Here is a 25,402-nt window from a genome sequence, read left to right as displayed (position 1 = left end):
AAATACTGTTGAGCTTCTTCTAGTGTATCATACATTTGTCGATAAAAGTCGATATTAACGTGACATATCGTGCAAAAAATAATACAAAATAACTTATAATCGAGATTACTTTATTACAAATGTAAAATTTATCATTACAATAATGCTATCTTTCCACTATTGTCTCCATTTCTATTCTAACTATATTGAACCTATAACAAGCAATAATATAATAAGGGCCGCTCTAATGAACGACCCCTTGTGATTTGAAGTTACGATTATTTCGCTTGCTCCAGTGCTTGCTTCACGGCAGCAAGTACACCTTCTGAAGACTTCGTTGCTCCCGTTAATGCCTCTACACCTTCCGTATCCTGCTTGGTAACAATATCGGGAATTGTATTATCTTTGACTGCTTCAATTAACTGTGCTGTTTCTTCATGTTCTTTCAGTTCGATGCTCTCGATCTTGCCCGCTTTTACTGTTACAGCTACTTTAATATCACTGGATGCGCCACGGCCCGTCCCTTCATAAGTTCCATCTTTATATTTACCAGAGTCTCCGCAACCGGACAACAGCAGTGCTGCTGCAAGGCCAAGCGCTACCCACGAAGCTGCTTTTTTCATCGTTAATCTCTCCCCTGCATCATTTTAATCTTATACTCCCTGTATAGAAACAGTAATACGAATTAGGCCATGTTAGGATTTAACTAACTTTGCTGCGTTCGTGCCTGCAATTTTGCCAAATGTAATAATATCAGCCAAGGCGTTGCCACCAAGACGGTTACCGCCGTGTACGCCGCCAGTTACCTCGCCCGCTGCATATAAGCCATTAATAATGGTACCATCCTCTTTTAACACCTGTGCATCTGTATTAATTTTGAGACCGCCCATCGTATGGTGAACGGCAGGTGTAACCTCAATAGCATAATAAGGACCTTTGTTCAGTTCACGAGGCAAGTCAGCACGTTCGAATTGGCTGTCTTTACCCGCTTTGACCAGCTCATTATAAACTTTTACCGAATCAGTCATGACTGCTTTATCCACGTTAAGCTTCTCCGCCAGCGCCTCTACGCTGTCTGCTTCTGCAACCAAGCTCATGTTAAAATATTCTTCTGTTGCTTTTAAGCTGTTACGCATCCCTTTGTCGAAAAATAAAAAGGCGCGTCCGTCTTTTTGGTCCAGAATCGCTTTGGACACGACGTCACGTGTCAACAGCTCATTTACAAACCGCTTACCCTCTTTGTTTAATAAGATTGCCCCGTTGCCACGTACTGCTTCTGTTACCATGACACCTTTATCTGGAACTACGGTCGGGTGTGTCTGTATTTCCGCTATATCTACAAGACCTGCACCAAGCTTGTTGGCCATATCCATCGCTTCACCTGTTGCACCAGGATGATTGGTAGTCGCAAAGCCTTTCAGTTCAGGCTTGTATTTAATGACCATGTCTTGGTTGGCAGAGAATCCGCCCGTTGCCAATACGACAGCCTTTGCATTAATTGTATATTCCTTGCCCTCTTTATCTTTTGCTTTGACACCCGTTACATTACCGTCTTTATCCGTCACGATCTCTGTCAGTTCATTACGTGTACGCACATCGATGCCTTTATCCTTAGCTGTCTTGTCCAATACCGAAGCGATATGAGAGCCCACAGCTGCGCCGCCTGTAGGGCGATGCGTCCGATTCACACTAGCACCCGCCATCCGGCCTACGTCAGACAAGTCTGCGCCAAAGCCCTCAAGCCATTCCACGGAGCCTTTGGCATTAGTCGTTAATACTTGAACAAGATCCGGATTGTTCTTATCATATCCGCCCTTCATCGTATCTTCGAAAAATAACTGCTGGCTGTCTTTAATCCCTTTTGCTATTTGCTGCTTGGTGCCGGCTGCATTTAAGCCGCCAGTAGCACGCGTTGTGTTGCCGCCGACCATCGGCATCTTCTCAAGGACGATAACCTTAGCCCCATCTTCCGTTGCTTTGACTGCAGCTGACAGACCTGCTCCGCCTGCGCCGACCACAACGACATCTGCCGTTTCCCCTTTGCCACCGCAGCCTGCTAACATGGACATCACCATAACAGCCGATAATACTGTTGCTACCCACTTCTTCATTAAAATACTCCCTTTCAGCTTAGTTTAGTGTTAACCCTAGCTTTATCTCTACTGCCATTAAGTGAACAACCACATATCAATGTGATGTTAAATATAGTGAATATTTTCACTTAATAACTCAGTTTTAGCTTATCACGTTATCGATATCATTCATGTGAAAAAGTTCACTTTTGAATTTTGTAATTCATGACACCTAAAATTTGAATTTATTATCAATTCCGTTTTAATACTCCATTATTTAGAAATATTTAGATTGTGCCAACACCTGTGCAGCTTCCTTTCCATTCCTTATAACACCACTATCCCGCTTTGCTCACATGATTCCTGCAAAGTTGCGACAATGGATACCCGCCTGAGCTGCGGGGAGAGTGAAACTAAGGTGCTAAATCCATAATAAAAGACCGCCCCAAAAGCACATTTGCTTCAGAGACAGCCTTGGTCCGCATAATTATATAAATAGATACTAATTGAGATGAGGCTTCACATTTGTAACAGAAGCTCCAGTTGAAGCTTGGGATACGGCTGGTGAACCTACTTTCTCGACAGGTGCATCTGCTCCAGCGTGTGCAGGTTCATACTTCTTCAAATAGGCCATATAATAAGCACCTGCTACAAATACGGCACCCCCGACCAGATTGCCGAGCCACACAGGGATAAAGTTAGTCATATACTGGCCCCAGCTATAGTGCCCTTCGAAGATCGCAGCGGGAATAACAAACATGTTGGCCACCACGTGCTGAAATCCAATCGCAACAAACGCCATTGTTGGAAACCAAATACCGAGAATCTTTCCACTGAAGCTTTTGGAACCATAGGCGAGCCATACGGCCAGCGCTACAAGCCAGTTACATCCAATTCCCGACACGAATGCTTGCAAGAAAGTATCATGAAGCTTATGTCCTGCAATATCAATCGTTTTCTCCAAGTACACGCCGCTTCCTGTTAGCCCTACAATGTGGCCGAAGAAATAGGCAACAAATAATGCACCCAAAAAATTCGTTATTGTAATCACAATCAGGTTACGGATAACCTCTATTGTGGAAATACGTCCCTTCATACGCGCCAATGGCACCGCCATCATGTTGCCGGTTAGCAGTTCACCGCCAGCTAGCAGCACCAGAATCAACCCGACAGGGAACAACGCTGCTCCAATCAAACTGTTTATGCTGCCCCACTCAGCGGGTGCGCCTGCTGTTACACGAATATATAATAAATACCCGAGCGCGATAAACGCACCTGCCAAAAAGCCTAACAGAGCCATCACGCTTAAAGGATTACGAGCCTTTACTACTCCAGTCTCCACGGTAGCTGCTGCAATCTCTTGCGGCTTTAAGTAGCCTGCCATGTTGATTCCTCCTCTATGACTAATCATCTTTATATGTGTGGGATCACGAATGGAAATTAGCTAAAATTCTTATATTTCTATAATAGCTAACCTTCCATATAGATAATGTGCAATATATCACAATCATCTGCAATCTACAGGCTGAAACCTTAAATTCATCTTACCTCTCGTGCTGCACTACTTGTCCACGCACGAGATAACTGCTCGTCACATATTCTATACCAAACATAAAGGACAGTTAGGTTATAAGCCCCACTTTTAATGAGGAGGGAGTAGTATATAAATGCCTAATAATGCCGTCTTTAATACGACATCCACGCAGCTGTACGCACTGCTCACCAATACCTACACCAACCCGGCAGTTGAAGAAGATGCTTCTGCGGCCGCAGCCGCTGCTGGTGTTTCCTTTCGGCTGCCGACAGGTAATGTCAGCGTAGGAGGAAGCCAAAACTTGCTGTTACAAATTTCAAATCCGTCTGGGAGCGGCAAATCTGTCTATATGAACAATATATCAGGCGGGTCCTCAGCCAGTGCCAGTTTAATTCTATACTCTGGAGGGAGCATCGCTGGTGGCACGGCGCCTAGTACAATTAACAGCAATCTAGGTAATGCTACAACTAGCATTGTAACCACCAAACAGCTGACTGGCACGCTCGGCGGAACGCCAACGACTCTCTACTCCACTTTTGTGACCGCGGGTATATACACATTTACTTTTGGCGGCAGCATCGTAGTACCACCGAATCAAGTATTTACGGTGTCGCTGGGAGTTGGGGCTTTGACAGGTTCAATCAACCTGAACTGGTGGGAAGTATAATGAGTAACTATCATGTGTTTAATTCAATCAACAATTCATTGTACTCATTGGCAACTAACACGATAAGCTCGCCCGCCGCCGTCTCACCACCGCAATACAGCGCCAGCATCAACGGCAATATGTTCAGCGCCTTTACGACCAATTCTGCTTCACTAGGCATAATTGGCGGCTCTGTTGTCACATCCCTACGCATGAGTAATGGGAGTTCAACAAAATCGTGTTATATCATCAGTGTAGCGGGTGGTGTCGGGGTTGGGCTAAGCTTGTTGTCGAGTTTATCAGCAACATACACGATGTATAGAAGCGGTACGCTATCCTCCCCTTCAAGTGTGACAACGAACAATGGCAATCTAGGCAGCAGCAATACGAGTATTATGACTGTCACAAGCTCAACCTCAGCTGTCAGTGGAGGAACTGCCATTATATCTATGCCCGTTGTCGGCGGTCCTTTAACTCTTGATTTTAACGGCGCCATTATTGTCCCGCCTTCACAAACCCTCTCCCTCAACATGAGTGCATCTCTATCTGTGCTTGGCGTATTGTCCGTGCAGACGAGTGTGTTCTGGTGGGAAGCATAACAGGATTACTAATAAAATAGGAGCGAGGCACAGGAATATGTCCTGTGCCTCGCTCCTTTTACATAATTGCTTATTGGTATTCTGCTGCCGCTTATATCCGCTTCGCCACAATGCTGCGCGCAATGTGAACGCCTGCTGCTCCTGCCTGCGCTAAGCCACGAGTGATGCCTGCCCCGTCTCCGCCACAGTACAAGCCTTCAATCTCGGATTCAAGTGTCTCGTCCAGCTTAGGACGGGCAGAATAGAACTTTGCCTCTACTCCATAAAACAACGTATGCTCCGAGGCTATTCCTGGCGTCACCTTATCAAGAGCATCCATCATTTCGATCAAACTCTTCATCGTGTTATATGGAAGCACCAATCCCAAGTCTCCCGGCACTGCTTCACGAAGTGTTGGCTCTAGAAACCCTTCGCGAATCCGGTTCTCAGTAGAACGACGGCCTCTTATAATATCGCCATACTTCTGCACGATTACGCCGCCGCTGGAAAGATCGTTTGCACGTTTACAAATCTCACGTGCATATTCATTGGGTTTGTCGAAAGGCTCCGTAAACCGATGAGACACAAGCAACGCAAAGTTCGTATTAGACGAACCGAGCTTTGGATCTTTGTAGGAGTGACCATTTGCACACATAATTCCACTATGGTTTTCCACCACTACGTGTCCCGAAGGGTTGCTGCAAAATGTGCGAACTCGAGTGCCGACAGACGTGTTATAAATAAATTTTCCTTCATATAAATGCGTGTTGATTTCCTGCATAACCACGTCAGATGTTTCGACGCGCACGCCAACATCCACTTGATTGTTGTACATCTTCAAGCGGCGCTTCTTCAAGATCTCAGTCAGCCAAGCCGATCCATCTCGACCTGGTACAATAACGACTTGATCCGCCTCGTAAATCTCACCGCTTTTTAATTCAATGCCTTTGATCCTATGCTTACCGTCCTGCTTGAGAGTAACAATATCGGTAACTTCAGCTTTATATACCATCTCGATGCGAGGACGGAGATATTCATAAATGGACTTCAGAATCTCCAGATTCTGTTCTGTCCCTAAGTGCCGTACTTGAGCACGCAGCAGCTTCAAGCCAGCTGCATAACCCTGCTGTTCGATCTGGCGCACGGTTCCTGTCGTCGGGTCGGTAATCTCTCTAGTCGCCCCGTGCTCCAAATTGATGTTATCCACGTAGCGAATCAGATCCAGCACTTGAGTTGGCGCTAAGTAATCCGTCAGCCAGCCGCCAAACTCAGTCGTTACATTAAATTTACCGTCGCTATAAGCTCCTGCACCGCCAAAGCCGTTCGTAATGGAACACGCCGGGACGCAGCCCGCAAAATCTTTCTTGCCTGCTGGCGGAGGGCACATCTTAATCTTCTCTTCCAGAATCGGACAACTGCGACGATAGATATCATGACCTTTATCCACCAGTGCTACCCGTAAGTGCGGAGCTTTCAAAGTCAATTCGTAACAAGTGAAAATACCTGCTGGACCTGCTCCAACTACAATAACATCATACTTACTCATGAGTTCCTCCTTGATGACCATTAATCAAGTAATCGTATCACTTGAAAATATTTTGCAATGGGCAAAAAAAATCCTGACCACGATACGGAAGTGCCTTAAAGAGCCGCACATCCGATCGTAGTCAGGAATTTACGGTTCCCGGTAGAAACCCCTGAACCTTATCATCAGGGATATACGAACAAGACAATGTTGATTACATCGTTATAATCAGGTTGTTATAAGCAACAATCACATTGTAATAGACATAAGCGAACGAGTCAATAGTTATTAGCCCAATCGTTCGTAAATAAATAGATAATGTGCATTTAATATTAATAAATTATTTATTAATAAATCATTTTCCGAACATTAATGACAACCCCCCCTCCCCAAATTCTATATTATGGCTATTCAAGAAATCCTTTTCGATTTATGATCAAGTATAGTATTTGTAATTTGAACGATTAGAAACGGAGTGAATTAAAATCCATGTCAGCATCCAAGCAAGTACATACAACCGCAGCTTCACATGATTTCTCTAGCCTTCAAATCACCAAGCTGCAAGTGACCAAGGGAAACTCAACTTTGCTTGATCCACTAACGCTTCATATAGAGCCCGGGCAATGCGCCGCTATACAGTGCAACCACGCTATGGGGCAATTGTTAATAGATGTTCTACTAGGTGTGCAGCAACCCTCATCCGGGTCTGCAACATGGAACAATCAACCACTGGTGTCCCATAAACAGCTTCAGCCGTATGTTGGTTGTGTCAGACAACATGATCCGGTCTACGAACGACTTAGCTCGCGCCAAGCTCTTTTATTCTTCATGAAATTATTTGGCCACCGTGACAAAGAACGTGTTAACCGAATGCTAAAAATAGTAGGTCTGCAAGATAAACAGAATGTACCACTTTTCAAATTAACAGCTTCTGAACAGCGCCGCTTTCATTTAGCCCGCGCTGCTATTCATGCGCCTCGACTGATTTTAATTGAAGATCCTGAGTTCCAACTTGATATGGAAAGCTGTTTTATTTTACGTCATTGGCTTGCTGCCCTCATTGAAGAAGGTGCTGCAGTGCTGATGACGGTGCCGGCATTAGAGAGCGCTATGTCGCTCACATCCTTTATTACACGCTGGACACCTGCCGGATTCAAGCAAGTGGTGCTAGAACATGACACCCAGGCAGACGCCAATACAAGCAGTGAAGTCGCCCTGTCCGCTGAACTGCCGGAAGAAATAGCATCACACGGAGAAATACCAGCCGCTTCTCATTCCGATCAAGAGCATACAAACAAGCCACGTGCTGACAACGAGGAGCCCCCCTCATTAGAAGAAGCTGTACGCTTGCAGACCGAGGCACCGAACACGAAAGCGAATGCCTCGCTTATGGCCAATGATATGATGGCCGGGACGGGCGAGCCCGAGTCCGAGCAACCACAGGAAGAGGCTGAAGAGACCAGTCAACAAGAGATCAAATACATCCCGCCCATCATGCTGGATAAAATACCTGCGCGTATTCAAGATAAGATCGTGCTTATCGATCCACTTGAAATTAATTTTGTGGAAAGCCAAGATGGGCTGTCCCATCTGCATATTCAGCACGAGACCTATCCAAGCTCGATGACACTGCTGCAGTTGGAACAAAAGTTAAAAGCATTTGGCTTCTTCCGCTGTCACCGATCTTACTTGGTGAATTTGCAGCGCGTTCGTGAAGTCATTATTTGGTCACGCAACAGCTATAGCCTTGTATTGGATGATGAGCAGAAAAGCAAGATTCCACTCTCAAAAAGCAAGTATGAAGAGATGAAACTTATCCTAGGTATATCTTGATGTGTTTCATTCATCCCTTATAAAGGTTCCATTCAACCTAAGGTATGCACATTTCAACCGATATTTGATGTGATGAGAGCATACTCGTCGTACGATAAGAGTGTCAGCAGGGACGGTCAATTAGCCGCTCAGCAGTAAGCACTTGGCCATGTAAGCGAGTAATAACAGCACCATTTAAGCCAATGCTGACTGACACTCTTAACTATCGATACTACATTAAACATCAAATAATAAAGTGAGGGTGCACACATGGAACACATTATTGAGGTACAAGGGATGACCAAAGCTTTTGAGAACAAGACTGCTCTTCAACATCTTGATTTTCATGTCAAAAAGGGTGAAATCTTCGGCTTCCTGGGTCCAAGCGGCTCAGGTAAGACAACTACCGTCAAAATATTAACTGCCCAATTGATGCCCAGTGCTGGCACAGCCAAAGTGTTCGGGGTTGATGTGAAAAAGATGACCGAGCAGGAGCGCGCCCGCCATTTGCAGCGCATTGGCACATTAACAGACAACAGCACATTGTACGACCGTTTAACGGTGAAAGACAATCTGGAGTTGTACTGCAAGCTGTATGGCGTATCAACGAAACGTATTGATGAGGCATTGCAGCAGGTTAACCTCCTGCAAGAGCGCAGCACAACCGTAAAAACGTTGTCTAAAGGAATGAAGCAGCGTGTCACGTTAGCCCGTGCTCTTATCCATCAACCAGACCTGCTGTTTCTAGACGAACCTACATCAGCACTTGATCCAACTAATACTCGTCATATTCATAATTCGCTGCGCGAGTTAAATCAAGCAGGAACAACGATATTTTTGACAACACATGATATGGAAGAAGCTGAAGCAATATGTGACCGGATCGCCTTTCTTCACCAAGGCAAAATAGCAGCGATGGACACTCCGCAGCAGCTTCGCCTAAATAATTCGGACCATACCGTTACCGTCTCCACATCTGAAGGTACGTTCCAAATAAAGCAAGATGAGGACGGTGCCAAACAAATCTATGACTGGATGACGAGCGGCAAGCTGCAAGCGATTCACTCTAATGAACCAACCTTAAACGATATCTTTATTTCCTTAACTGGAGGCATATTAAAATGATGACTTTTTCCATGACAAGACTTCAAGCCATTATCGGCAAAGAGTATAAAGACGCGATGAAAAACACAACACTGTTGTTGACGGCTGTTCTGCCTGTCCTCTTCTCTTATATGTTTGGAACAATAACGGAAGGAGCAACCTCGTTAGTACTAACGCTGCCGATTAATATGGCCTTGATGATGACAGGTGCCAGTGTGCAGGCGATTATGATCGCGGAAGAAAAAGAGAAACACACCCTGCGTGTTCTGATGCTGTCCCCAGCAAGGCCGATGGAAGTCCTTATGGGTAAAAGCGTCATTGCAGGTCTGCTAACGATTCTTGTACTGCTTGCTTCTTTTGTGGTAGCTAAGACACCTCACGTTCCTATAACAGGACTACTCTTAACGATCGCACCTACTTTGATTATGTACTTAGCTATGGGAACGATTATTGGTTTGTTGTCTCGCAGCACGATGGAAACCACATTTGTCAGCATGCCAGTTATCGTATTGTTTATGTTCGGACCGCTGTTTGGACCTTCGCTTAAGAGTGAACTTGTCAACACCATTGTTAGTTATACGCCTTCCGAACGATTAACGATGGCTATCGACGTGCTTTGGAAAGGTGGCAGCCTGGGAGATATGCTCGTACATGTCGGTATCATCTGTGTTTGGATGATTGCTTCCGTTGTAGCTTGCCTTGTTCTGTATCGCAATAAACGTTACGACGCCTAAGGTCATCGCCCGACAAAAGTTTACAATATTTCCCGAGCAATAATAATATACCCCGAGAACTCTTCGGCGAGAGCCGATATGTTCTCGGGGTATTGGCTGTAGCGACTAGCCAAGCGACAAACGATCTCTAAGACAGTCCGTTGCTTTGGTCGGTCGGAATTGCATGCGATCATAGCGTGCAACACCATGCTGATAAAAGGGATCTGCAGACAAAATCGCTTCAAGCTCGTCCTCATCCTCCGTATCGACCACAATGAGGCCGCCGCTGCGTGGTTCAAACGGACCCGAAATAATAAATTTGTCTGCAGCATAATACATGTCTAGAAATGCCCGGTGTCCATCTAAATATTTATCTACCGATTCTACAGGACACGTATATGTAATCGTTACCAAATACATCCTTTTACTTCCTTTCCTTTGCCTAGATATCGTCAATCCTACTCCCATATCTCAGATGAAGCAAGTTGCGGAGAACATGGAGTTGTTAGCCAAACTGCCTTCCCTACACTCACTTTGCGTAACTTCTGATAGCACATTCCAACATATTCCTCGGTTAGGGGGGTTGGTTTTTTGCTTATAATCGTATAAAGTTGTCCATGTTGCATAAATATACTTATTTCGGTATGAGGAGAACGTTATACATGACATCTAAGAATGACTCAACTTCCCTTCAGACGCTGCCTTCTCGACTGTCTGTAAGTGCAGTGCTGTCCTTTTTAATACCATCTATCCTGGGCCTGCTGCTATTCGTAGTTCCTGTTCCGTGGGACGGCGAGGTAACGGTACCCATTGCTTTTCTAGCAAAATACATTCAAAACCTATTTAAAGGTATTTTGGCACCTGCTACGGTTCTGCTCATCTCCCTTGCTTGGTTAGGTTCATTGATTCATCTTGGCGCTCGCTCCACAAGACTTGCCAACCATCGGCTTTGGAGCGCTTTGTTCAACGTCTCTCCATTCTGGTTTGGTGTGCGTACGGTAGGCTTTGTGTTCGCCATTTTGACTTATTGGAAAATCGGACCTGAATGGATATGGTCTGCTGACACAGGAGGGATGCTGCTCAACAGCTTGCTCCCTGGTCTGTTTGTGGTGTTTATGCTGGCAGGCTTGCTGCTCCCCTTACTGGTAGACTTTGGCTTGCTGGAGTTTGCAGGTATGTTGATGACTAAAGTGATGCGGCCACTATTCACACTTCCCGGTCGGTCTTCTATTAACTGTATGGCCTCCTGGCTTGGAGATGGAACAATTGGTGTGATGATGACCAGCAAGCAGTACGAATCCGGCCATTACACGCAGCGCGAAGCCGCGGTAATCGGCACCACCTTTACAGCCGTTTCGATTACATTTAGCTTTATCGTGTTATCAAATGTACACCTTGGGCACATGTTTCTGCCTTTCTATGCGACTGTTACCTTTGCAGGAATGATCGCGGCGATCATTATGCCACGGATTCCACCGCTTTCACGCAAACCTAACTCCTATGAACCCGGGGCAGAAGCCATAACGGAGGAAATCGTACCTCCAGCCTGGACACCATGGCGCTGGGGGCTGCACCAAGCTGCCGCTAAAGCAAAAAGCCATGAAGGGATTCGCTCTTTCTTGAAAAATGGCGGCAAGAACATACTTGACCTATGGGTTGGCGTCATTCCAGTTGTTATGGCGATAGGCACAACAGCTGTGGCCTTAGCTACGTACACGCCCATATTTGAATGGCTTGGCAAGCCGTTTCTGCCTATCTTGAACGTGCTGGGTGTCCCAGAAGCTGAGGCGGCTGCTCAGACCATAATGGTTGGCTTTGCGGATATGTTCCTTCCTACTGTGCTCGCCTCTGGCATCGAAAGTGAGCTGACACGCTTTGTTGTTGCAGCCCTATCGGTTACACAGCTTATTTATATGTCTGAAGTAGGCGGGTTGCTGCTCGGCTCCAAGCTGCCAGTTAATATGAAGGACCTGATCCTCATCTTTATTTTGCGGACGCTGATTACGCTGCCTATTATAATAGGGATCGCTCATCTGCTCTTCTAACCCTATCAATGTCGGTTCGCCTAGAACCTCTGTGTAATTCATCTAGATTTAACTTACTGTTAAAATATATGAAATTTATGAAATATCGCGATTAGCCCTGTCTGCTTTCGGTAATATGCCGTTTTATGCAGATATCGGGCTTTTTTCGTTATTGCCTGACTTTACACAACAAGAGTATGGTTACATTCATCAACGAGACAAACTTTAAGCGTCCATATAAATAAGAGATAAAGAGAGAGGAGCCCACATATGGCACAATCCCCTTCTTTTACAGCTTCACCCAGTGGTTCTTCACTCCCCGTACCTGCACCTGCATCTAAGACCGTCTATCGGATTCTGATTGCAATCAGTTTCGTCCATTTGTTTAACGATTCCATTCAAGCAGTTATTACCGCAATCTTTCCAGTCTTACGCGACTCTATGTCCTTGACGTACGTGCAGATCGGCTGGATATCCTTTGCATTAAATGTGACTGCATCTATCATGCAGCCTGTAGTTGGTTACTTCTCCGATAGAAGGCCTACCCCTTCGCTGCTGCCTATAGGAATGTGCTTTACATTTACGGGTATGCTGCTGCTTGCCTACGCCCCGAACTACCTCATGGTGATGGTTGCGGTTATATTTGTAGGTTTGGGCTCAGCTGCCTTCCATCCAGAAGGCATGCGTGTAGCTCATATGGCAGCTGGCAGCCGCAAGGGCTTGGCACAGTCTATTTTTCAAGTTGGCGGCAACACCGGTCAATCACTTGCTCCACTGATGACCAAGTGGATCTTTATTCCCCTTGGGCAGGTTGGCGCTATTTGGTTTACCGTGGTAGCGGCTGCGGGAATTATTGTCCAGAGCTTTATTGCACGCTGGTACAGCAGCAGCATGAAGCAAGGATATACATTTGCCAAAAAACTGCCCCGCGGCACGATCGATCCTGCTCAACGCAAGCGTATAATGGGGGCTACAGTCATATTGGTGACAATCGTGACAATCCGCTCTTGGTATGTATCGGCTATTAGTACCTATTACAATTTCTATCTGCAATCCGACTACGGGCTATCAAAAGGCGATGCCCAGACCTATATTTTTATATTTATGGCTGCGGGTGCAGTGGGCACTTTGCTCGGCGGACCCTTGGCAGATCGATTCGGCAAACGCAACCTGATTTCTGCATCTCTGATTGGCGCCATTCCGTTAGCGCTCATACTGCCTTATCTCCCGCTCTTCTGGGCTGGCGTTGTTTTGGCATTATCGGGATTCATTCTGCTGTCCAGCTTCGCTACAGCCGTTATCTATGCACAAGCGTTATATCCAAGCAGCATCGGCACAGTATCTGGACTTATTACTGGCCTTGCGTTTGGCATGGGTGGAATCGGCAGTCTACTGATTGGCTTTGGCAACGAGTGGACGAGCGAAAGTACAATGATGATTGCAACAAGCTTCCTACCCTTACTGGGCCTGCTCACCTTGTTCCTACCAAGTGACCACACAGTGCAATCGTGGACGGACGGCCATCTTGCAGCACAGATTAAGTAAGGGTTCATCCGCTTGTAATGCCCTATAAGTGAAGGCTAACGGTCCAGCATCGATCCCCTCCCCTGTTAACTTCTAGTTGGCAGGGAAGAGGATCGTCTTGGTTACGTTGCTTAAGATGGGGAATATACTCCAAAAAAAGAGACGACGCTTATGCGCCGTCTAAGTCACTAACCGCAGAGAAGTGGTGTGTTAACATCACACCTTTCCCTTTTTCGATTTATTTTAGATTTCCAGGTACAGATTTCATGACACGCCCTGTATGGATACAAGCTGCTTGAGAAGCAGAACGAATTATTTTCATGACAAGTCACCTCCTTCATTATTTCATAAATGCTGCAGTAACGGCTTCCTCTTGAAGCCAGATGGTACGGAGGGTCTTCTTAATTTGACGCTTTTCGTAGGAGCAAGGACGATTGCCTGTGCGCATGCGGTACAATGGACAATGATTACCCTGACAGGCTGGGCGGAAAAAGCATGCTTGGCAGTTCTCGTCCTTTTCCTCACCTGACGTTGTCCAAAGCAGCATTTTATCCAGATCAATATGAGCCTGTCCCTCTTCATCCAGATAACCGAGCTGATTGTATTCCTCTTCGATTGCGACGGAACACTTGTAGAGCTTGCCATCTGACCCCACAATTAGCGAATTAGGCTTAGCTGCGTAACATACTGCCCCTCCAGGAACTAGTATTTCCGATACAAAGGAGCTAATTTGAAGTCCTTCATTAACTACCTGCTCATTATAAGACCAGATTCGTTCATCCTTGGTTCGATCATCGCATACTGGGAGTTGAAGATCATTTTCTCCCCCCATACATCCTACCGGACGCGGATATACTTTAAACCGCTCATCTCCGGCGAACTGTCTAGCAAGCTCGGGGATAAATGCCTCGACTGCTTGCAGCGTGCTGTTATCGAAATTTATTCGGATATGAATGTCAAAAGACAGATGGGTCGCCTGTAACGCGATTAGATTGCTCATAATCCGTTCGTACGTACCGCCCCCACCAGCAAGCGAACGACGCTGATCATGAACCTCCGCTGGTCCGTCAACTGTAATCATAAACCGATTTACGTTCCATCCCAGCAGCTGCTGCATCTTCTCTACCGTCAAATAATAACCATTCGTAGCGATATCGGCGCTATATTGCATATCGCCTGCTTCAGCCGCTTCCATAAACGATGTCGAAAGTTCTGCAATGACATCCCAAGCCAACAGCGGCTCACCACCGTGCCAGCTAATATGCAAATGTTGCAGCGTTGCTGCCTTCTGTTGTACATAATGTTTTAAACCCGTTATTACCCGATTCTCCATCCGACCACGCGGGAACGTTTCATAGCAATAATTGCAGCGGAAACTGCACGCTTCAGTCGAAAGCAGCACCAGATGCATGGTATCCGTCACGTTCATGGATTGATGTAGGTCTGTAGCCCGCTGCAGCTCATCTGTATGTTCCTGCACAAGAAACCCATGCTCGATCAGATGCTGTACCAAGCCCTGCGGATCGCTCGCCATTGTTAGCCCCGACAGTGTGCCCCGAACTTGTTCACGTTCCTCCTTAGAAAATGACGCGATAGCTCCCGAATAACTGTTAAATACAACAAGCCCTCCGTCATCAACTTCCGTAATGGCGTTAAAGCGGGATGGCTTCCAAACCGAAGGCGCAGATTGCTGAGATTGTGGCATTAATGACACATATCCTTTCTCCCATGTAATCCAACATCTCTATATGTATGTATAATTGGCACTCTTATCATGCCTTGAATAACCATGCTTGAACAATGACGGTTATCACGTGTACAGGAAAAGCTGCGCCCTTTACAGACAAAAGGCCGGGCTCCTCGTAAGAGGACCGGCCTTTATTAGTCAATCAGATATGATAAACCCCGTGCTGCTCAAGACGAACTGCTGCTTGCCCCCACTAACTTGCGGTACTGGACATACATTGCAAGACGCCATGGCATAATCATACCAAATGCCAAAATAAAAAATATACTGGCGCTCTGCATTAGGGTTACATATTGCTCCACCATATCGTGCAGCAGTAAGCGTATAACAAGCAGACCCACAATAACAACGATAAACATGTTAGAACGTGTTAAGTAAATGTCATCTTCGATTCGTTGGAACTTGGATGTCTTGATAAGCGGGTAAGCAAACAAAATTGCCCCTGCAAGAAAGGCTATGAATCCGTATGTCCAAGGAATCCGCGTCGCTGGAACGACAAACATTAGAAAGCCTGTCGCCATGCCAATCGGCGGCATAATAATCTTCATATGATTGGTCGGCTTGTTGGCCGCGCGCAAGCGCAGCATGATAACAGTTACGCCCCCGACCAACGATACCAGTATCGACAACAGATGAGAAGATACAGCTATATGCGGCATCTGTGTCACCTCCAGATTCTTATCATTAACCTCTGTACTTCAACCATCTCCCTCCTACTTACGGAACAGATGAAGATGATTACCCATACATGATATCTCTCTATTATAAGTGATCTGGATCACACTTTCCAATCGATTACATACACAACTGTTAACTATATGAGCTAGGCTAGTCCACCTGGCGGACGGGTGCGCCGTGTCGCAATGGCTTCCGTCGGATCTTCTGGCCAATAGTGCTTTGGATAGCGGCCTTTGAGGTCTTTCTTCACCTCAAAGTATGTGCTCCGCCAGAAGTTCGCCAGGTCCTGCGTCACCTGCACCGGTCGCTGGGCCGGCGACAAGAGGTGCAGCGTAAGCGGCACCCTGCCGCCTGCTATGCGCGGCGTCTCATGCAATCCAAACAGCTCCTGCAGGCGAACTGCCAGCACGGGCTGTTCGGGATTGCTGTAATCTATGCCGATACGGGAACCACTCGGCACGACGATGCTAGACGGCGCCATGGCGTCCAACTGCTGCCGCATCTGCCACGGCAGCAGCCCCTCCAAAAGCGAGGCGACCTGGAGCTTCTGCAAATCGCTGCGCTTGCGCATGCCGTACAGATGTGGCGCAAGCCATTCGCGTATCGTGGCTAGGAGTGCAGCGTCCGACGCTGCCGGCCATTCATCAGGACGGTGACGGTGCATGAATTCAAGGCGAGCCTGAAGTTGACGGGCAGACTTGGACCACGGTAGTAGATGCAGTCCTTCTGGATGACGGGTTATGGAATCTACTAGCACTTCCAACACCTGATCAGCATCTGGCTGAGCATACGGTCGCTCGCGCAGCACGATAGCTCCTAGCTTCACCTGTTCCAATGCACGTACTGCTTCGGCTTCTTTATCCCATTCGACTGTGATCGTACGCTTAACATAAGCTTTTAAATGGGCCTCAATCTCCTCTAATGAAATCCGGGCGGCTAACTGAATACGACTATCCGTTCCCTGATCATCGAGCTGTACAGCCACTACATAAGGTGCATACGCAATCGAATCTTGTGCAGCCGAACCTCCAAATGTGGCTCCCCTGCCGCTGCTCAGAAGATAACGTCCGTCCGCTCTACGCTCACCGATGCGGTCAGGAAAAGCAAGCGCCAACAGTACCCCGCCCTGCATCTCCTTACTGCCTTGGCCCTGCTCGGCAGCTGCCGGGAATGCTCGCTCAAGTCTACGAATTTCTTCTTGTACACGCCATAACGTGCCACTATCGATCTGATTGGAGGCCAGCATGTTCGTTACGGGTACATGGCTTGTTGTCTCAGAACCTATAGCAGCACTAGCACCAGAGCTTCCTTTGACATTAGCCTCTGACCTGCTATCTCCCATGCCTGCTCTTTGTCGACTATTTACTGTACCGATCTGTCTGATGAGTTCCAATCGCGATCGAATGTCAGGACCGCCGAGACGCTCCGAAGAGGAGAAACCGCCACTTCGCGCAGAGCCCTGTCTGACGATGTCCCGCTCCTGCAGGAGTGCAGCCCACTCGCAGGCTTCGCGGCCGTACCCCATCTGAATACTCGTCAGCACCATGTGGGCTAAACGCGGATGCAGCCCCGTCGACATCATGAGCCTACCATGTGCCGACAGCTTTCCCTCAGATGACACCGCGCCTAATTGATCTAAGAGCTGGCGCGCTTGTTGGAAAGCAGCTGATGGCGGCGGCGTTAGCCAATGAAGCGTACTTCCATCCGGGCTGCCCCATCCCGCCAGCTCTAACGCAAGCGGCGCCAGGTCGGCATCCAGCATTTCCGGTATCCGATGCTTCGCCAAATGTCCATGTTCCTCTGCTGACCACAATCTGTAGCAGATGCCAGGACCAAGTCGTCCTGCGCGTCCACGCCGTTGGTCTGCCGCATCCTGCGTGACTCGTTCTGTCACTAAACGCGACATTCCTGTACGTGGCGAGAACCGCGAGACTCGACTGTAACCACTGTCGATGACTACACGTATGCCTTCCACCGTTAAGCTTGTCTCTGCAATCGATGTCGTCAAGACAACTTTGCGAATGCCTGATCGGCCCGGAGCGATCGCCGCATCTTGTGCCTCTTGCGGCAGCTGACCGTATAAAGGCAGCACTGTAATGGAACGATCTGCGTGATTCGCTCCGCCATATCCCATTCTGGAAAGTTCCCCTGCCGTACGATGAATTTCGCCTGCTCCGGGAAGAAACACCATAATGTCCCCGTCATACGCACGAAGCACCCGTTCTACTTGGCGGGCTGCTGCGATCTCCAGCGGCTCCTGACTTGAGCGTGGTACATAGTGCGTTTCAACTGGATAGGTTCGGCCTTTGCTCTGGATGATCGGTGCACCATCCATAAGCGCCGCTACAGGCTCTGCCTCAAGCGTAGCTGACATCACTAATATACGCAGATCGTCTCTCAACACGCTCTGTGCCTCCAAAGCTAGTGCCAGGCCCAGATCAGCATGTAAATTCCTTTCATGAAATTCGTCAAAAATAAGCAGCCCCACACCTTCAAGCGACGGATCAGTCTGCAGCATCCGTGTGAGCACGCCTTCTGTTACTACTTCAATTCGTGTAGCAGAACTCACCTTTGTATCCATACGCACACGGTAACCAACCTTATCACCCACGCGTTCGCCAAGCATGGCCGCCATAAATTGCGAAGCCGCACGCGCAGCCAGCCGGCGCGGCTCCAGCATCACGATCCGCCCGCCATTCAGCCAAGGCGCATCCAGCAGCGCAAGCGGCACGCGGGTCGTCTTGCCCGCGCCAGGCTCCGCAACAAGCACGGCCCCCTTGCCGCTCGCCAACGCTTCAGCGATAGCCGGGCATATCTCGTCTATCGGCAGCGCAGCCTGCTTCAAGCGAACTGAATCCCAGATGCCCTGCTCCCGTTTTCCCCGTTCCATCTCACTCATCTTTGCTCACCCTTCTCCCGCCGGAAGCACATTTGGTCTACGTCCTTAAGCGCATTAACACAGCTCCTCAAACTGCTCAGCTCTAAGGCGACTTCTCCGCCTAACATGGCTCTACACCATATCCACGCACAAGAAATATACTGTGCTGCTCAGCCTCACGCGACTATGCAGCACCAAGTAAATACCCATCTGCATCATGCTGGTCCAATCTGTTCCGTCCTACATCTATGCAGTCTGCTTCCCGTTCCTAATATGAAGGCATTATACCCTGCCATCACAGACAGACGCAATTCGTGTCTCCACACATTAAATAAAGCCGTACCCCATCATATGGAGCACGGCTAACCCTCTTATTGATGACGCTTGAGGAAATCCACAATCGCCTGATACAAGATCTTCTCATTTTCTTTGCGGACAACGCCATGCCCTTCGTCTTCAAACACCAAATACTCAACATCCCGCCCCTTCGCACGAAGAGCCTCAACAATCTGATCCGACTCTTCCTTAACTACACGTGGATCGTTGGCACCCTGCACAATCAGCATGGGGTTAGTCATATCGTCAAGGTACGTAATCGGAGAATCTTTGACAAAACGTTCCTTATCCTTCTCCGGATCGCCAAGCCACCGTTCCATGATCGGCTTCCAGAACTCAGGCACTGAATTCACAAAGGTAAATAGATTGCTGACACCTACATAATCGATAGCTGCTCGGAAATAATCTGCATGACGCCCTGCCAGCAGCAGCGTCATATATCCACCGTAGCTGCCTCCAAATACAAACAACTTCTCTCGACTTGAAATTTCCTGAGCAAACAGCCACTCCATCCCAGCCAAGCAGTCCTTGCGTGGTCCTTCACCCCAATCACACTCTACCAGCTTCACAAAAGAGCTACCATATCCCGTGCTGCCGCGGAAGTTCGGCGCAAAGATATGATACCCCTGTGCGAGCAAGTACTGAAACATCGCACGAAATTGCTTCCGTTCCGCCGCCTGCGGCCCACCGTGCGGCCAGAAGATCGTATACCCGTTTGCAACGGCTTCTTTGGCGCGGTACAACAGCGCTTCAATAACTGTACCGTCGAATGAATCGTAGGTAACGATGTCTGGATCGACCAAATCTTCTTCGGATAAACCTGTCATTACATTATGTGTCAAGGCTGCCCAAGCACCCTCTGTATATTTATAAATGTTAGTAGGACGAGTTGCTCCACGTGCCAATACATAGATATTGCCGGATGCCGCTACGCTTATCTGTTCCACGATATCCGCTGGGAGCGATATAGGCGCTATTTCGCCACTGTCGTAGCCATAAGCGTACAACTTGTCGATAACACCCTTCTCCGTGATCACATATAAGGTGCGCGTTTCTTTATGCCACTTAATACCCGTCACGCTTTCCTGCTCAATGGCGCATACCTGCTTGAATTGCTTAGTCGACAATTGGTACTGTGCTATATAAGCATACTCCTGCTCATAATCCGTCACAAACAACACGGTATCATTGTCAACAAAGTGAACGTCACCCACTACGTGTACAACATCAGCAGACGGTGTCACACATTGGGGCTCTTCCCCAGTGCGGCATACATAGGTCGGCATGTACGTATTTGCGTAAGACTGCGAGTACGCAATCACTTGCTCATCAGGACTGACGCTTACCAAGAAAGTCGTTGTTGTCGCACCTTCATGAATTAACTTGTCTTCCTTCGTCTCCAGATCATAGACCCGGCTATTCATAAACTGCGAATTATCTTTGCTTGTTACATAATAGAGTCGCTTTCCATCCTCTGACATCTGCACGTAAAAATACTTATCGTCAGGCGCGCCTTCGATCAGCTTAAGCGCCTGTCCGCCATTCCAGGGCAGCGCATAAATATGATAGTTCTCGTCCCCGTCACGGTCCAAGGAAGTCAAAACGAAGCGTCCTTCCCCATCCATTTTAATAAAGCTGCTGGTTTGTCCCTCATACGTTAGCGGGTAAGGAAAAGGATGCCCTGTCTGGAATTCCATCGCCCATAAGTTAAATTTTCCATTCATATTACTGCTGAAGACGATTCTGGACTCATCCGCATTAACGGTGAACTGGCGTATCACACTAACCTGAAAATATTGTTCCACTTCTGGCTTCGGAAACTGAATCATACAGCATCCTCCCTTATCGATAATTAGTTTCATAATCATAAAATATATCATTCGATTATGATAAAACTATATTAGCATATTTATCGAAAGTCAATATTATCCTTTTCACTCCATGATGTCGCAAGAAAAAACACCCCATGAATTAATTTTCACGGGATGTCTCTTGCAATCGCTCTGTCCAGGTTTCCAATAACTTCTGAAGCATCAGCTTATATTTAACTCGTTCCTGATCGCTCGTAATCCACTCTTCTTCTGGTTCGATCAGCTCTAGAAACTCAATCTCAAATGACTCCTCACCATAGGTGTTCCACTCTGTCTGCAGTTTGCGGTTGAGATGCCCATTCATTTTTAATACAAATGATTCTTTATTCCACACTTTCTCCAGATCCATGCTGCTGCCAATGATCTGATAACCAGTCACTTTATTTCGCACCTGATAAATCCCCATCTTACGATGTGTCTTGGCGTACTCGCGGGCAAACTGCTTCAGCTCTTCACGTGTTCTCATCGTCCTTGATTCTCCTTTTTAATCGTTTATTACTTTAACCAATACTGGCTTCCGTCTTCTTTCCGGTCTAGGAGACCGTAATCAATCATGTACCTGCGCAGCGTTACGTAATCATGGTATGCTTCCTTTAAAACTGCATTAATATCTTTCTCCGTGTATAAGCGACCTCGTTCGAAGTGTTCAGCCAAATTGCGCAAAATAACGATCTTCCGCTTCTCCTTCTTCGGGAATCCAGTCAGTCTGCCATCCCATCCATCTGGGAAATACTGATTTAAAAATCCTTCACGCTCCTGCTCCGTGATGACGTAACGTTCATCTACCATATTGGCAGTCACCGGCACAGGCACCAACTTAGGCGCGCTAGCATTGTGTTCCTCCATCATCTCCATCAGAGCAAGAAACAGCTTTGCCTGCTTCATCTTCTCACGCATCGTAAACCGATGATTACGAACCGTAGAACTGCTGCCACCCAGCTTCTTGACGATGTCTGCATCTGACAGGCCGTCATGAAACATGCTGATCAGTTCCTTTTGCAGATCTGTCAATCCTGTGCGTTTCTTATCCAGTTCAATCAAGTGGTGGAACATGGATTGATGCTCGCGCTTAATGTGACGCTTCATTTTTTTCTCTGCTTCAAAAAATAATCCAGTACTCCCATCATCATCAGCATAAATGACACCACGCTCGTAACAATCGCCACAAATGAGACAGACATATTGGTCATCGGACAGATCGTGTACGTACCCCAGCTTCAGTTCAGTAACGGTGGCATTCTGAAATAGATCGGTTATGTCTTTTTTCATAATATGAGCTCCCATTTCAATTTATAATTAATAAACATTTGATTTATTTGTTTGATATTTTATAAACATTATCTTATTTCGTTTATTATTTGTCAATAACACCTCTTAAATTGGGTGCCAGACATAAGAAAAACCTGTCCGAAGTAATCTTCAGACAGGTTGCAGTCAGTCATTTCTATTTACGGTTTTTGTTAAGCTTCACCAACATTGGCAAGATCAATCCAAGACCTAGCAGGATGAATGGCGTAATTACGTTTAAACTGAGTTGGAAGTACCATTCGCTCGTAAAGGCCTCCATCTTCGGGAACATGCCCATAATACAAGCAAACGCTGTAAAGATGAAACACCATAAGCCAATAGCAAAACCAATCTTGTTGTTTTTGACAAAGCGATATTCTGATGTAAACTTATCCGACAATTTCATCAGCGCCATAAATGCAAGGAATACAAACAAATAACGCAGCGGCATTACGATGGAATTCAGATCAAGCAGCCAGTTGAACAATGAATTCATTTCACCAATACCGATGACAGGTACCATAATTAAAATACCAACCAGGACCAATGTTAAAATATAACCATTCACCGGCGTACCGCGTTCGTTCATCTTCAGCAGTGACTTCGGAATATGTTTCTCACTGGAATCCGCTAACAACACTTTTAACGGAGCATCAATAGAGAAGGCCAAGGCTGAAATTTGAGCAAGCGTGTTGGCAATCGCATAGACGACCATCAATGCATTACCTAATCCGTAATAGTCCCCTAGGATTTGGAACGCATAGTATTGGCCGTTCATCTTCAGATCGGCAGGGATATTATTCGAGTCAAACATCATACCCATGGCAAAAGAACCCAGCAGCGCACATACGGCAACCATAATAGCTAATGTAAGCATTCCTCGTGGGAATTCCCTACCTGGATTGTGTGTATCATTGACATAAGGTGAAATCTTCTCTGCACCGCCCACCGCAAACACAAGCATGGACAACGTCGTAAAGTACGCAAAGTTAAAGTCAGGTATAAAAGACTTGATGGACATGTCGGCTGTAGCTATTGTCGCACCTGTCAAAGCAGGGGCTGTAACCGCCAGCACGATGTACAGCAAAGACATAACAAACACGGAAATTCCCGCAACTGTACCAATCTGTTTAAGCGACGTAATGCCGCGCGACGCGATCCATAAAAAGAAGACAAAAATAATTAGTGTAATAAACTGCAGCATTACCGGAGAAATATCTTTAATTAAGTTACCGCTGCCAGTAAACGCCCATCCTAATGCAATTAGGATGGCTTGCGGCTTCTGTGCCAAATAGGGTACGTGTACGACCCAATATGTCCACGCGGCCATGTAAGCAATGTTTGGTCCCATCGTTTCTTTAATCCAACTGCTGACGCCGCCCTTGCTATCCTTAAATGTAGATCCTAGTTGACCTACCATTAACGTGTATGGGATAAAATACAACGCAATAATAAGAATCCATGAAGTAATAACTGTCAAACCTTGATTGGCATAGTTGTTAACAACGTTACCGAAACCCCATACAGAGATGAAGGCCATCAGAGCAATGTTATACCAGCGCAGTTTTTTTTGCATTTCGTTGTCGTTCATTGCTGTTAATCTCCCTTTTCCTAAAAATAACTGTGAATATAGCATGTCCCGCATTGCCTAAAGTTACCATCTCATCTTACACGTATCGGCCTGAATCAGGATGTGCAAAAACACACAAAAGAGCCTATGCATTCATAGGCCCTTCATTAGTATATACAGAATGAGAAACATTTCCTACTGGTAATTGTAGAATAAATTCCATTTATAGATAATTGAATTTTAAATAGGTATTTTATGGATTATAAAACAGGTGCGGTCTGACGAATTGATCTATGAATAACCATTGCCAGCCATTCTCATCAAGCAGCTAATGCAAACTAACAGCGTGCACGCCAAGCAAGGATTCAGCTTGCCTCATGACACGCTGGACAATATGTGCCGCCGATTCGCCTGCCGTCAGCAGCCTGGTTCCCTGGCCAGCCCACAATGACATATAATCGGCATCGTCTTGTGCGGCAGCAGCACGACGAAGCTCGTTTGTTAATGTATTTTGGCTTGGAAAAGGAAGTGGTTTTACTTCGGACAGCTCCATAGAACGGATAAATGCATTGCTGATACCGCGTGCAGGCCTGCCGGAAAATACGTTAGTCATGACGGTGCTTTCTTCATTACTAGATAAAAGCACCTGCTGATAAGCTGGATGTGCACCTGATTCGTCCGCTGTCAAGAAGCGTGTTCCCATCTGGACCCCTTGCGCCCCTAACATCAGCGCAGCGGCAAGACCGCGTCCATCCATGATGCCGCCAGCAGCCACCACCGGGACGCGGACCGCATCAACAATCTGCGGCACAAGTGAAAATGTGCCCACCAGTGCCCCCTGCGGATGGGCGCTTAGGTCAAACGTGCTGCGGTGCCCGCCCGCATCGCTTCCCTGCGCCACGATGACGTCGGCGCCACTCTGCTCCGCGGTTAGCGCTTCGCGCACCGTCGTGACCATCGCCGTGACTAGAACGTCCCGGCGATGCAGTTCGCGCATGCGCGACTCCGTCAGCAGGCCAAAGGCCGTGCTGACGACAGGCACTTCCTCTTGCAGCAGCACGTCAAGCTGCTCATCGAACCAATCTGGCGTCGAGTAGCTGTGCTGACTCTCTGCCGCAGCTTCACCCAACGGGAGGCCAAAGCGCTCCCTTGCAGGGCGAAGCTGCTCTTGCACCTCGTCCAGACGCGTCCAATCGTCCTGCATGGACACTGCAAACAAGTTCACGGCAAATGGACGTGAACTTAACTGGCGAATGCGCCGGACAGCCGTGCGAATCTGCTCCGGCTGCATATAAGCGGCGCCAAGCGTACCGAGGCCACCCGCCTCCGAAACGGCGGCAACAAGCTCTGGTGTCGTTACGCCGCCAGCCATACCTGCTTGGATCAAGGGATATCTTACACCTAACAATTTGCATAATGCCGTAGCTGCAGCCATATCCATACGTCCCTCCATGCAATAATTGGATTAGACACTTCTTGATTCTATTTTCCTTATCATACCATGTTGACTTTTCCAGAATCACC

At 47.2% G+C, this 25,402-nt stretch carries 21 protein-coding genes and 1 riboswitch; of the genes, 7 read left to right on the top strand and 14 right to left on the bottom strand.

The annotated features are described in order from the left end of the window. Positions 1 to 257 precede the first annotated feature (257 nt). From QP775_RS11535 to QP775_RS11525, 3 genes are all read right to left on the bottom strand, one after another. Positions 258 to 602, bottom strand: coding sequence for an FMN-binding protein (locus QP775_RS11535; RefSeq protein WP_285106153.1), 345 nt, complete (start codon positions 600 to 602; stop codon positions 258 to 260). Positions 603 to 674: 72 nt separating this feature from the next. Next, entirely contained in the window at positions 675 to 2,090 is a 1,416-nt protein-coding gene (locus tag QP775_RS11530; protein ID WP_285106151.1) for a flavocytochrome c, read from the bottom strand. A gap of 463 nt (positions 2,091 to 2,553) precedes the next feature. Further along, complete coding sequence (locus QP775_RS11525; RefSeq protein ID WP_285106149.1) at positions 2,554 to 3,435, bottom strand: formate/nitrite transporter family protein; 882 nt, start codon at positions 3,433 to 3,435, stop codon at positions 2,554 to 2,556. Positions 3,436 to 3,718: 283 nt separating this feature from the next. Between QP775_RS11525 and QP775_RS11520 the strand changes: the two genes are divergently transcribed. Continuing rightward, entirely contained in the window at positions 3,719 to 4,252 is a 534-nt protein-coding gene (locus QP775_RS11520) for a hypothetical protein (RefSeq protein WP_285106147.1), read from the top strand. A 10-nt stretch (positions 4,253 to 4,262) separates the two neighbouring features. On the opposite strand, the gene QP775_RS11515 is transcribed toward QP775_RS11520, so the two are convergent. Then, the gene (locus tag QP775_RS11515) at positions 4,263 to 4,445 is read right to left on the bottom strand and encodes a hypothetical protein (protein WP_285106145.1); all 183 of its coding nucleotides are present in this window, start codon (positions 4,443 to 4,445) and stop codon (positions 4,263 to 4,265) included. A 136-nt stretch (positions 4,446 to 4,581) separates the two neighbouring features. Between QP775_RS11515 and QP775_RS11510 the strand changes: the two genes are divergently transcribed. Beyond that, on the top strand, positions 4,582 to 4,830 hold the full coding sequence (locus tag QP775_RS11510) for a hypothetical protein (RefSeq protein ID WP_285106143.1): 249 nt from the start codon (positions 4,582 to 4,584) through the stop codon (positions 4,828 to 4,830). A gap of 91 nt (positions 4,831 to 4,921) precedes the next feature. On the opposite strand, the gene QP775_RS11505 is transcribed toward QP775_RS11510, so the two are convergent. Then, entirely contained in the window at positions 4,922 to 6,355 is a 1,434-nt protein-coding gene (locus QP775_RS11505; protein WP_239328945.1) for an NAD(P)/FAD-dependent oxidoreductase, read from the bottom strand. Between the two features lie 98 nt (positions 6,356 to 6,453). Beyond that, a riboswitch (purine riboswitch) is annotated at positions 6,454 to 6,553 on the bottom strand. A gap of 270 nt (positions 6,554 to 6,823) precedes the next feature. Between QP775_RS11505 and QP775_RS11500 the strand changes: the two genes are divergently transcribed. The 3 genes from QP775_RS11500 (at position 6,824) to QP775_RS11490 (ending at position 9,984) form a co-directional block, all read left to right on the top strand. Then, positions 6,824 to 8,167: a LytTR family transcriptional regulator DNA-binding domain-containing protein gene (locus QP775_RS11500; protein ID WP_285106141.1), complete on the top strand. Its 1,344-nt coding sequence runs from the start codon at positions 6,824 to 6,826 to the stop codon at positions 8,165 to 8,167. A 249-nt stretch (positions 8,168 to 8,416) separates the two neighbouring features. Beyond that, positions 8,417 to 9,271: an ABC transporter ATP-binding protein gene (locus tag QP775_RS11495; RefSeq protein WP_285106139.1), complete on the top strand. Its 855-nt coding sequence runs from the start codon at positions 8,417 to 8,419 to the stop codon at positions 9,269 to 9,271. An 11-nt stretch (positions 9,272 to 9,282) separates the two neighbouring features. After that, entirely contained in the window at positions 9,283 to 9,984 is a 702-nt protein-coding gene (locus QP775_RS11490; protein WP_285106137.1) for an ABC transporter permease, read from the top strand. A gap of 105 nt (positions 9,985 to 10,089) precedes the next feature. On the opposite strand, the gene QP775_RS11485 is transcribed toward QP775_RS11490, so the two are convergent. Next, complete coding sequence (locus QP775_RS11485; RefSeq protein ID WP_239328949.1) at positions 10,090 to 10,383, bottom strand: YciI family protein; 294 nt, start codon at positions 10,381 to 10,383, stop codon at positions 10,090 to 10,092. Positions 10,384 to 10,625: 242 nt separating this feature from the next. Between QP775_RS11485 and QP775_RS11480 the strand changes: the two genes are divergently transcribed. Continuing rightward, positions 10,626 to 12,008 (top strand): YjiH family protein, encoded by a 1,383-nt coding sequence (locus QP775_RS11480; protein WP_239328950.1) that lies wholly within the window; start codon positions 10,626 to 10,628, stop codon positions 12,006 to 12,008. Between the two features lie 249 nt (positions 12,009 to 12,257). Then, positions 12,258 to 13,532, top strand: coding sequence for an MFS transporter (locus tag QP775_RS11475; RefSeq protein ID WP_285106134.1), 1,275 nt, complete (start codon positions 12,258 to 12,260; stop codon positions 13,530 to 13,532). Positions 13,533 to 13,851: 319 nt separating this feature from the next. Here QP775_RS11475 and QP775_RS11470 read toward each other — a convergent pair whose 3' ends face one another. From QP775_RS11470 to QP775_RS11435, 8 genes are all read right to left on the bottom strand, one after another. Then, complete coding sequence (locus QP775_RS11470) at positions 13,852 to 15,216, bottom strand: radical SAM/SPASM domain-containing protein (RefSeq protein WP_239329210.1); 1,365 nt, start codon at positions 15,214 to 15,216, stop codon at positions 13,852 to 13,854. A gap of 209 nt (positions 15,217 to 15,425) precedes the next feature. Continuing rightward, positions 15,426 to 15,917, bottom strand: a complete 492-nt coding sequence (locus tag QP775_RS11465; protein ID WP_239328952.1) for a CcdC family protein — start codon at positions 15,915 to 15,917, stop codon at positions 15,426 to 15,428. Positions 15,918 to 16,081: 164 nt separating this feature from the next. Beyond that, on the bottom strand, positions 16,082 to 18,826 hold the full coding sequence (hrpB, locus tag QP775_RS11460; RefSeq protein ID WP_285106445.1) for an ATP-dependent helicase HrpB: 2,745 nt from the start codon (positions 18,824 to 18,826) through the stop codon (positions 16,082 to 16,084). Between the two features lie 359 nt (positions 18,827 to 19,185). After that, positions 19,186 to 20,979 carry a S9 family peptidase gene (locus tag QP775_RS11455; protein WP_285106132.1) on the bottom strand — a complete coding sequence of 598 codons (1,794 nt, stop codon included), beginning with the start codon at positions 20,977 to 20,979 and terminating at the stop codon, positions 19,186 to 19,188. Between the two features lie 142 nt (positions 20,980 to 21,121). After that, positions 21,122 to 21,487 (bottom strand): GIY-YIG nuclease family protein, encoded by a 366-nt coding sequence (locus QP775_RS11450; RefSeq protein WP_239328954.1) that lies wholly within the window; start codon positions 21,485 to 21,487, stop codon positions 21,122 to 21,124. A gap of 29 nt (positions 21,488 to 21,516) precedes the next feature. Then, positions 21,517 to 22,290: a DUF2087 domain-containing protein gene (locus tag QP775_RS11445; RefSeq protein ID WP_285106129.1), complete on the bottom strand. Its 774-nt coding sequence runs from the start codon at positions 22,288 to 22,290 to the stop codon at positions 21,517 to 21,519. A 175-nt stretch (positions 22,291 to 22,465) separates the two neighbouring features. Beyond that, on the bottom strand, positions 22,466 to 23,899 hold the full coding sequence (locus QP775_RS11440; RefSeq protein ID WP_285106127.1) for an APC family permease: 1,434 nt from the start codon (positions 23,897 to 23,899) through the stop codon (positions 22,466 to 22,468). Positions 23,900 to 24,206: 307 nt separating this feature from the next. Further along, a complete protein-coding gene (locus QP775_RS11435) occupies positions 24,207 to 25,313 on the bottom strand; it encodes an NAD(P)H-dependent flavin oxidoreductase (RefSeq protein WP_350338968.1) in 1,107 nt (368 codons plus the stop codon). Between the last annotated feature and the right edge of the window lie 89 nt (positions 25,314 to 25,402).

Origin of the sequence: Paenibacillus sp. UMB4589-SE434, assembly GCF_030226685.1 — a bacterium.
Classification (GTDB): Bacteria; Bacillota; Bacilli; order Paenibacillales; family Paenibacillaceae; genus Paenibacillus_B.
This window is presented reverse-complemented; position numbering and strand designations above follow the sequence as displayed.

Excerpts from the sequence above, each read along its gene's own strand:
- QP775_RS11500 (WP_285106141.1), top strand. The coding sequence starts at position 6,824 with ATGTCAGCATCCAAGCAAGTACATACAACCGCAGCTTCACATGATTTC.
- QP775_RS11435 (WP_350338968.1), bottom strand. The coding sequence starts at position 25,313 with ATGGCTGCAGCTACGGCATTATGCAAATTGTTAGGTGTAAGATATCCC.
- QP775_RS11455 (WP_285106132.1), bottom strand. The coding sequence starts at position 20,979 with ATGATTCAGTTTCCGAAGCCAGAAGTGGAACAATATTTTCAGGTTAGT.
- QP775_RS11515 (WP_285106145.1), bottom strand. The coding sequence starts at position 4,445 with ATGCGTAGGGATGTGACAACAGAGCCGCCAATTATGCCTAGTGAAGCA.
- QP775_RS11525 (WP_285106149.1), bottom strand. The coding sequence starts at position 3,435 with ATGGCAGGCTACTTAAAGCCGCAAGAGATTGCAGCAGCTACCGTGGAG.
- QP775_RS11480 (WP_239328950.1), top strand. The coding sequence starts at position 10,626 with ATGACATCTAAGAATGACTCAACTTCCCTTCAGACGCTGCCTTCTCGA.
- QP775_RS11465 (WP_239328952.1), bottom strand. The coding sequence starts at position 15,917 with ATGCCGCATATAGCTGTATCTTCTCATCTGTTGTCGATACTGGTATCG.
- QP775_RS11490 (WP_285106137.1), top strand. The coding sequence starts at position 9,283 with ATGACAAGACTTCAAGCCATTATCGGCAAAGAGTATAAAGACGCGATG.
- QP775_RS11475 (WP_285106134.1), top strand. The coding sequence starts at position 12,258 with ATGGCACAATCCCCTTCTTTTACAGCTTCACCCAGTGGTTCTTCACTC.
- QP775_RS11450 (WP_239328954.1), bottom strand. The coding sequence starts at position 21,487 with ATGAGAACACGTGAAGAGCTGAAGCAGTTTGCCCGCGAGTACGCCAAG.
- QP775_RS11495 (WP_285106139.1), top strand. The coding sequence starts at position 8,417 with ATGGAACACATTATTGAGGTACAAGGGATGACCAAAGCTTTTGAGAAC.
- QP775_RS11535 (WP_285106153.1), bottom strand. The coding sequence starts at position 602 with ATGAAAAAAGCAGCTTCGTGGGTAGCGCTTGGCCTTGCAGCAGCACTG.
- QP775_RS11485 (WP_239328949.1), bottom strand. The coding sequence starts at position 10,383 with ATGTATTTGGTAACGATTACATATACGTGTCCTGTAGAATCGGTAGAT.
- QP775_RS11445 (WP_285106129.1), bottom strand. The coding sequence starts at position 22,290 with ATGAAAAAAGACATAACCGATCTATTTCAGAATGCCACCGTTACTGAA.
- QP775_RS11470 (WP_239329210.1), bottom strand. The coding sequence starts at position 15,216 with ATGCCACAATCTCAGCAATCTGCGCCTTCGGTTTGGAAGCCATCCCGC.
- QP775_RS11440 (WP_285106127.1), bottom strand. The coding sequence starts at position 23,899 with ATGAACGACAACGAAATGCAAAAAAAACTGCGCTGGTATAACATTGCT.
- QP775_RS11530 (WP_285106151.1), bottom strand. The coding sequence starts at position 2,090 with ATGAAGAAGTGGGTAGCAACAGTATTATCGGCTGTTATGGTGATGTCC.
- QP775_RS11520 (WP_285106147.1), top strand. The coding sequence starts at position 3,719 with ATGCCTAATAATGCCGTCTTTAATACGACATCCACGCAGCTGTACGCA.
- QP775_RS11505 (WP_239328945.1), bottom strand. The coding sequence starts at position 6,355 with ATGAGTAAGTATGATGTTATTGTAGTTGGAGCAGGTCCAGCAGGTATT.
- hrpB (WP_285106445.1), bottom strand. The coding sequence starts at position 18,826 with ATGGAACGGGGAAAACGGGAGCAGGGCATCTGGGATTCAGTTCGCTTG.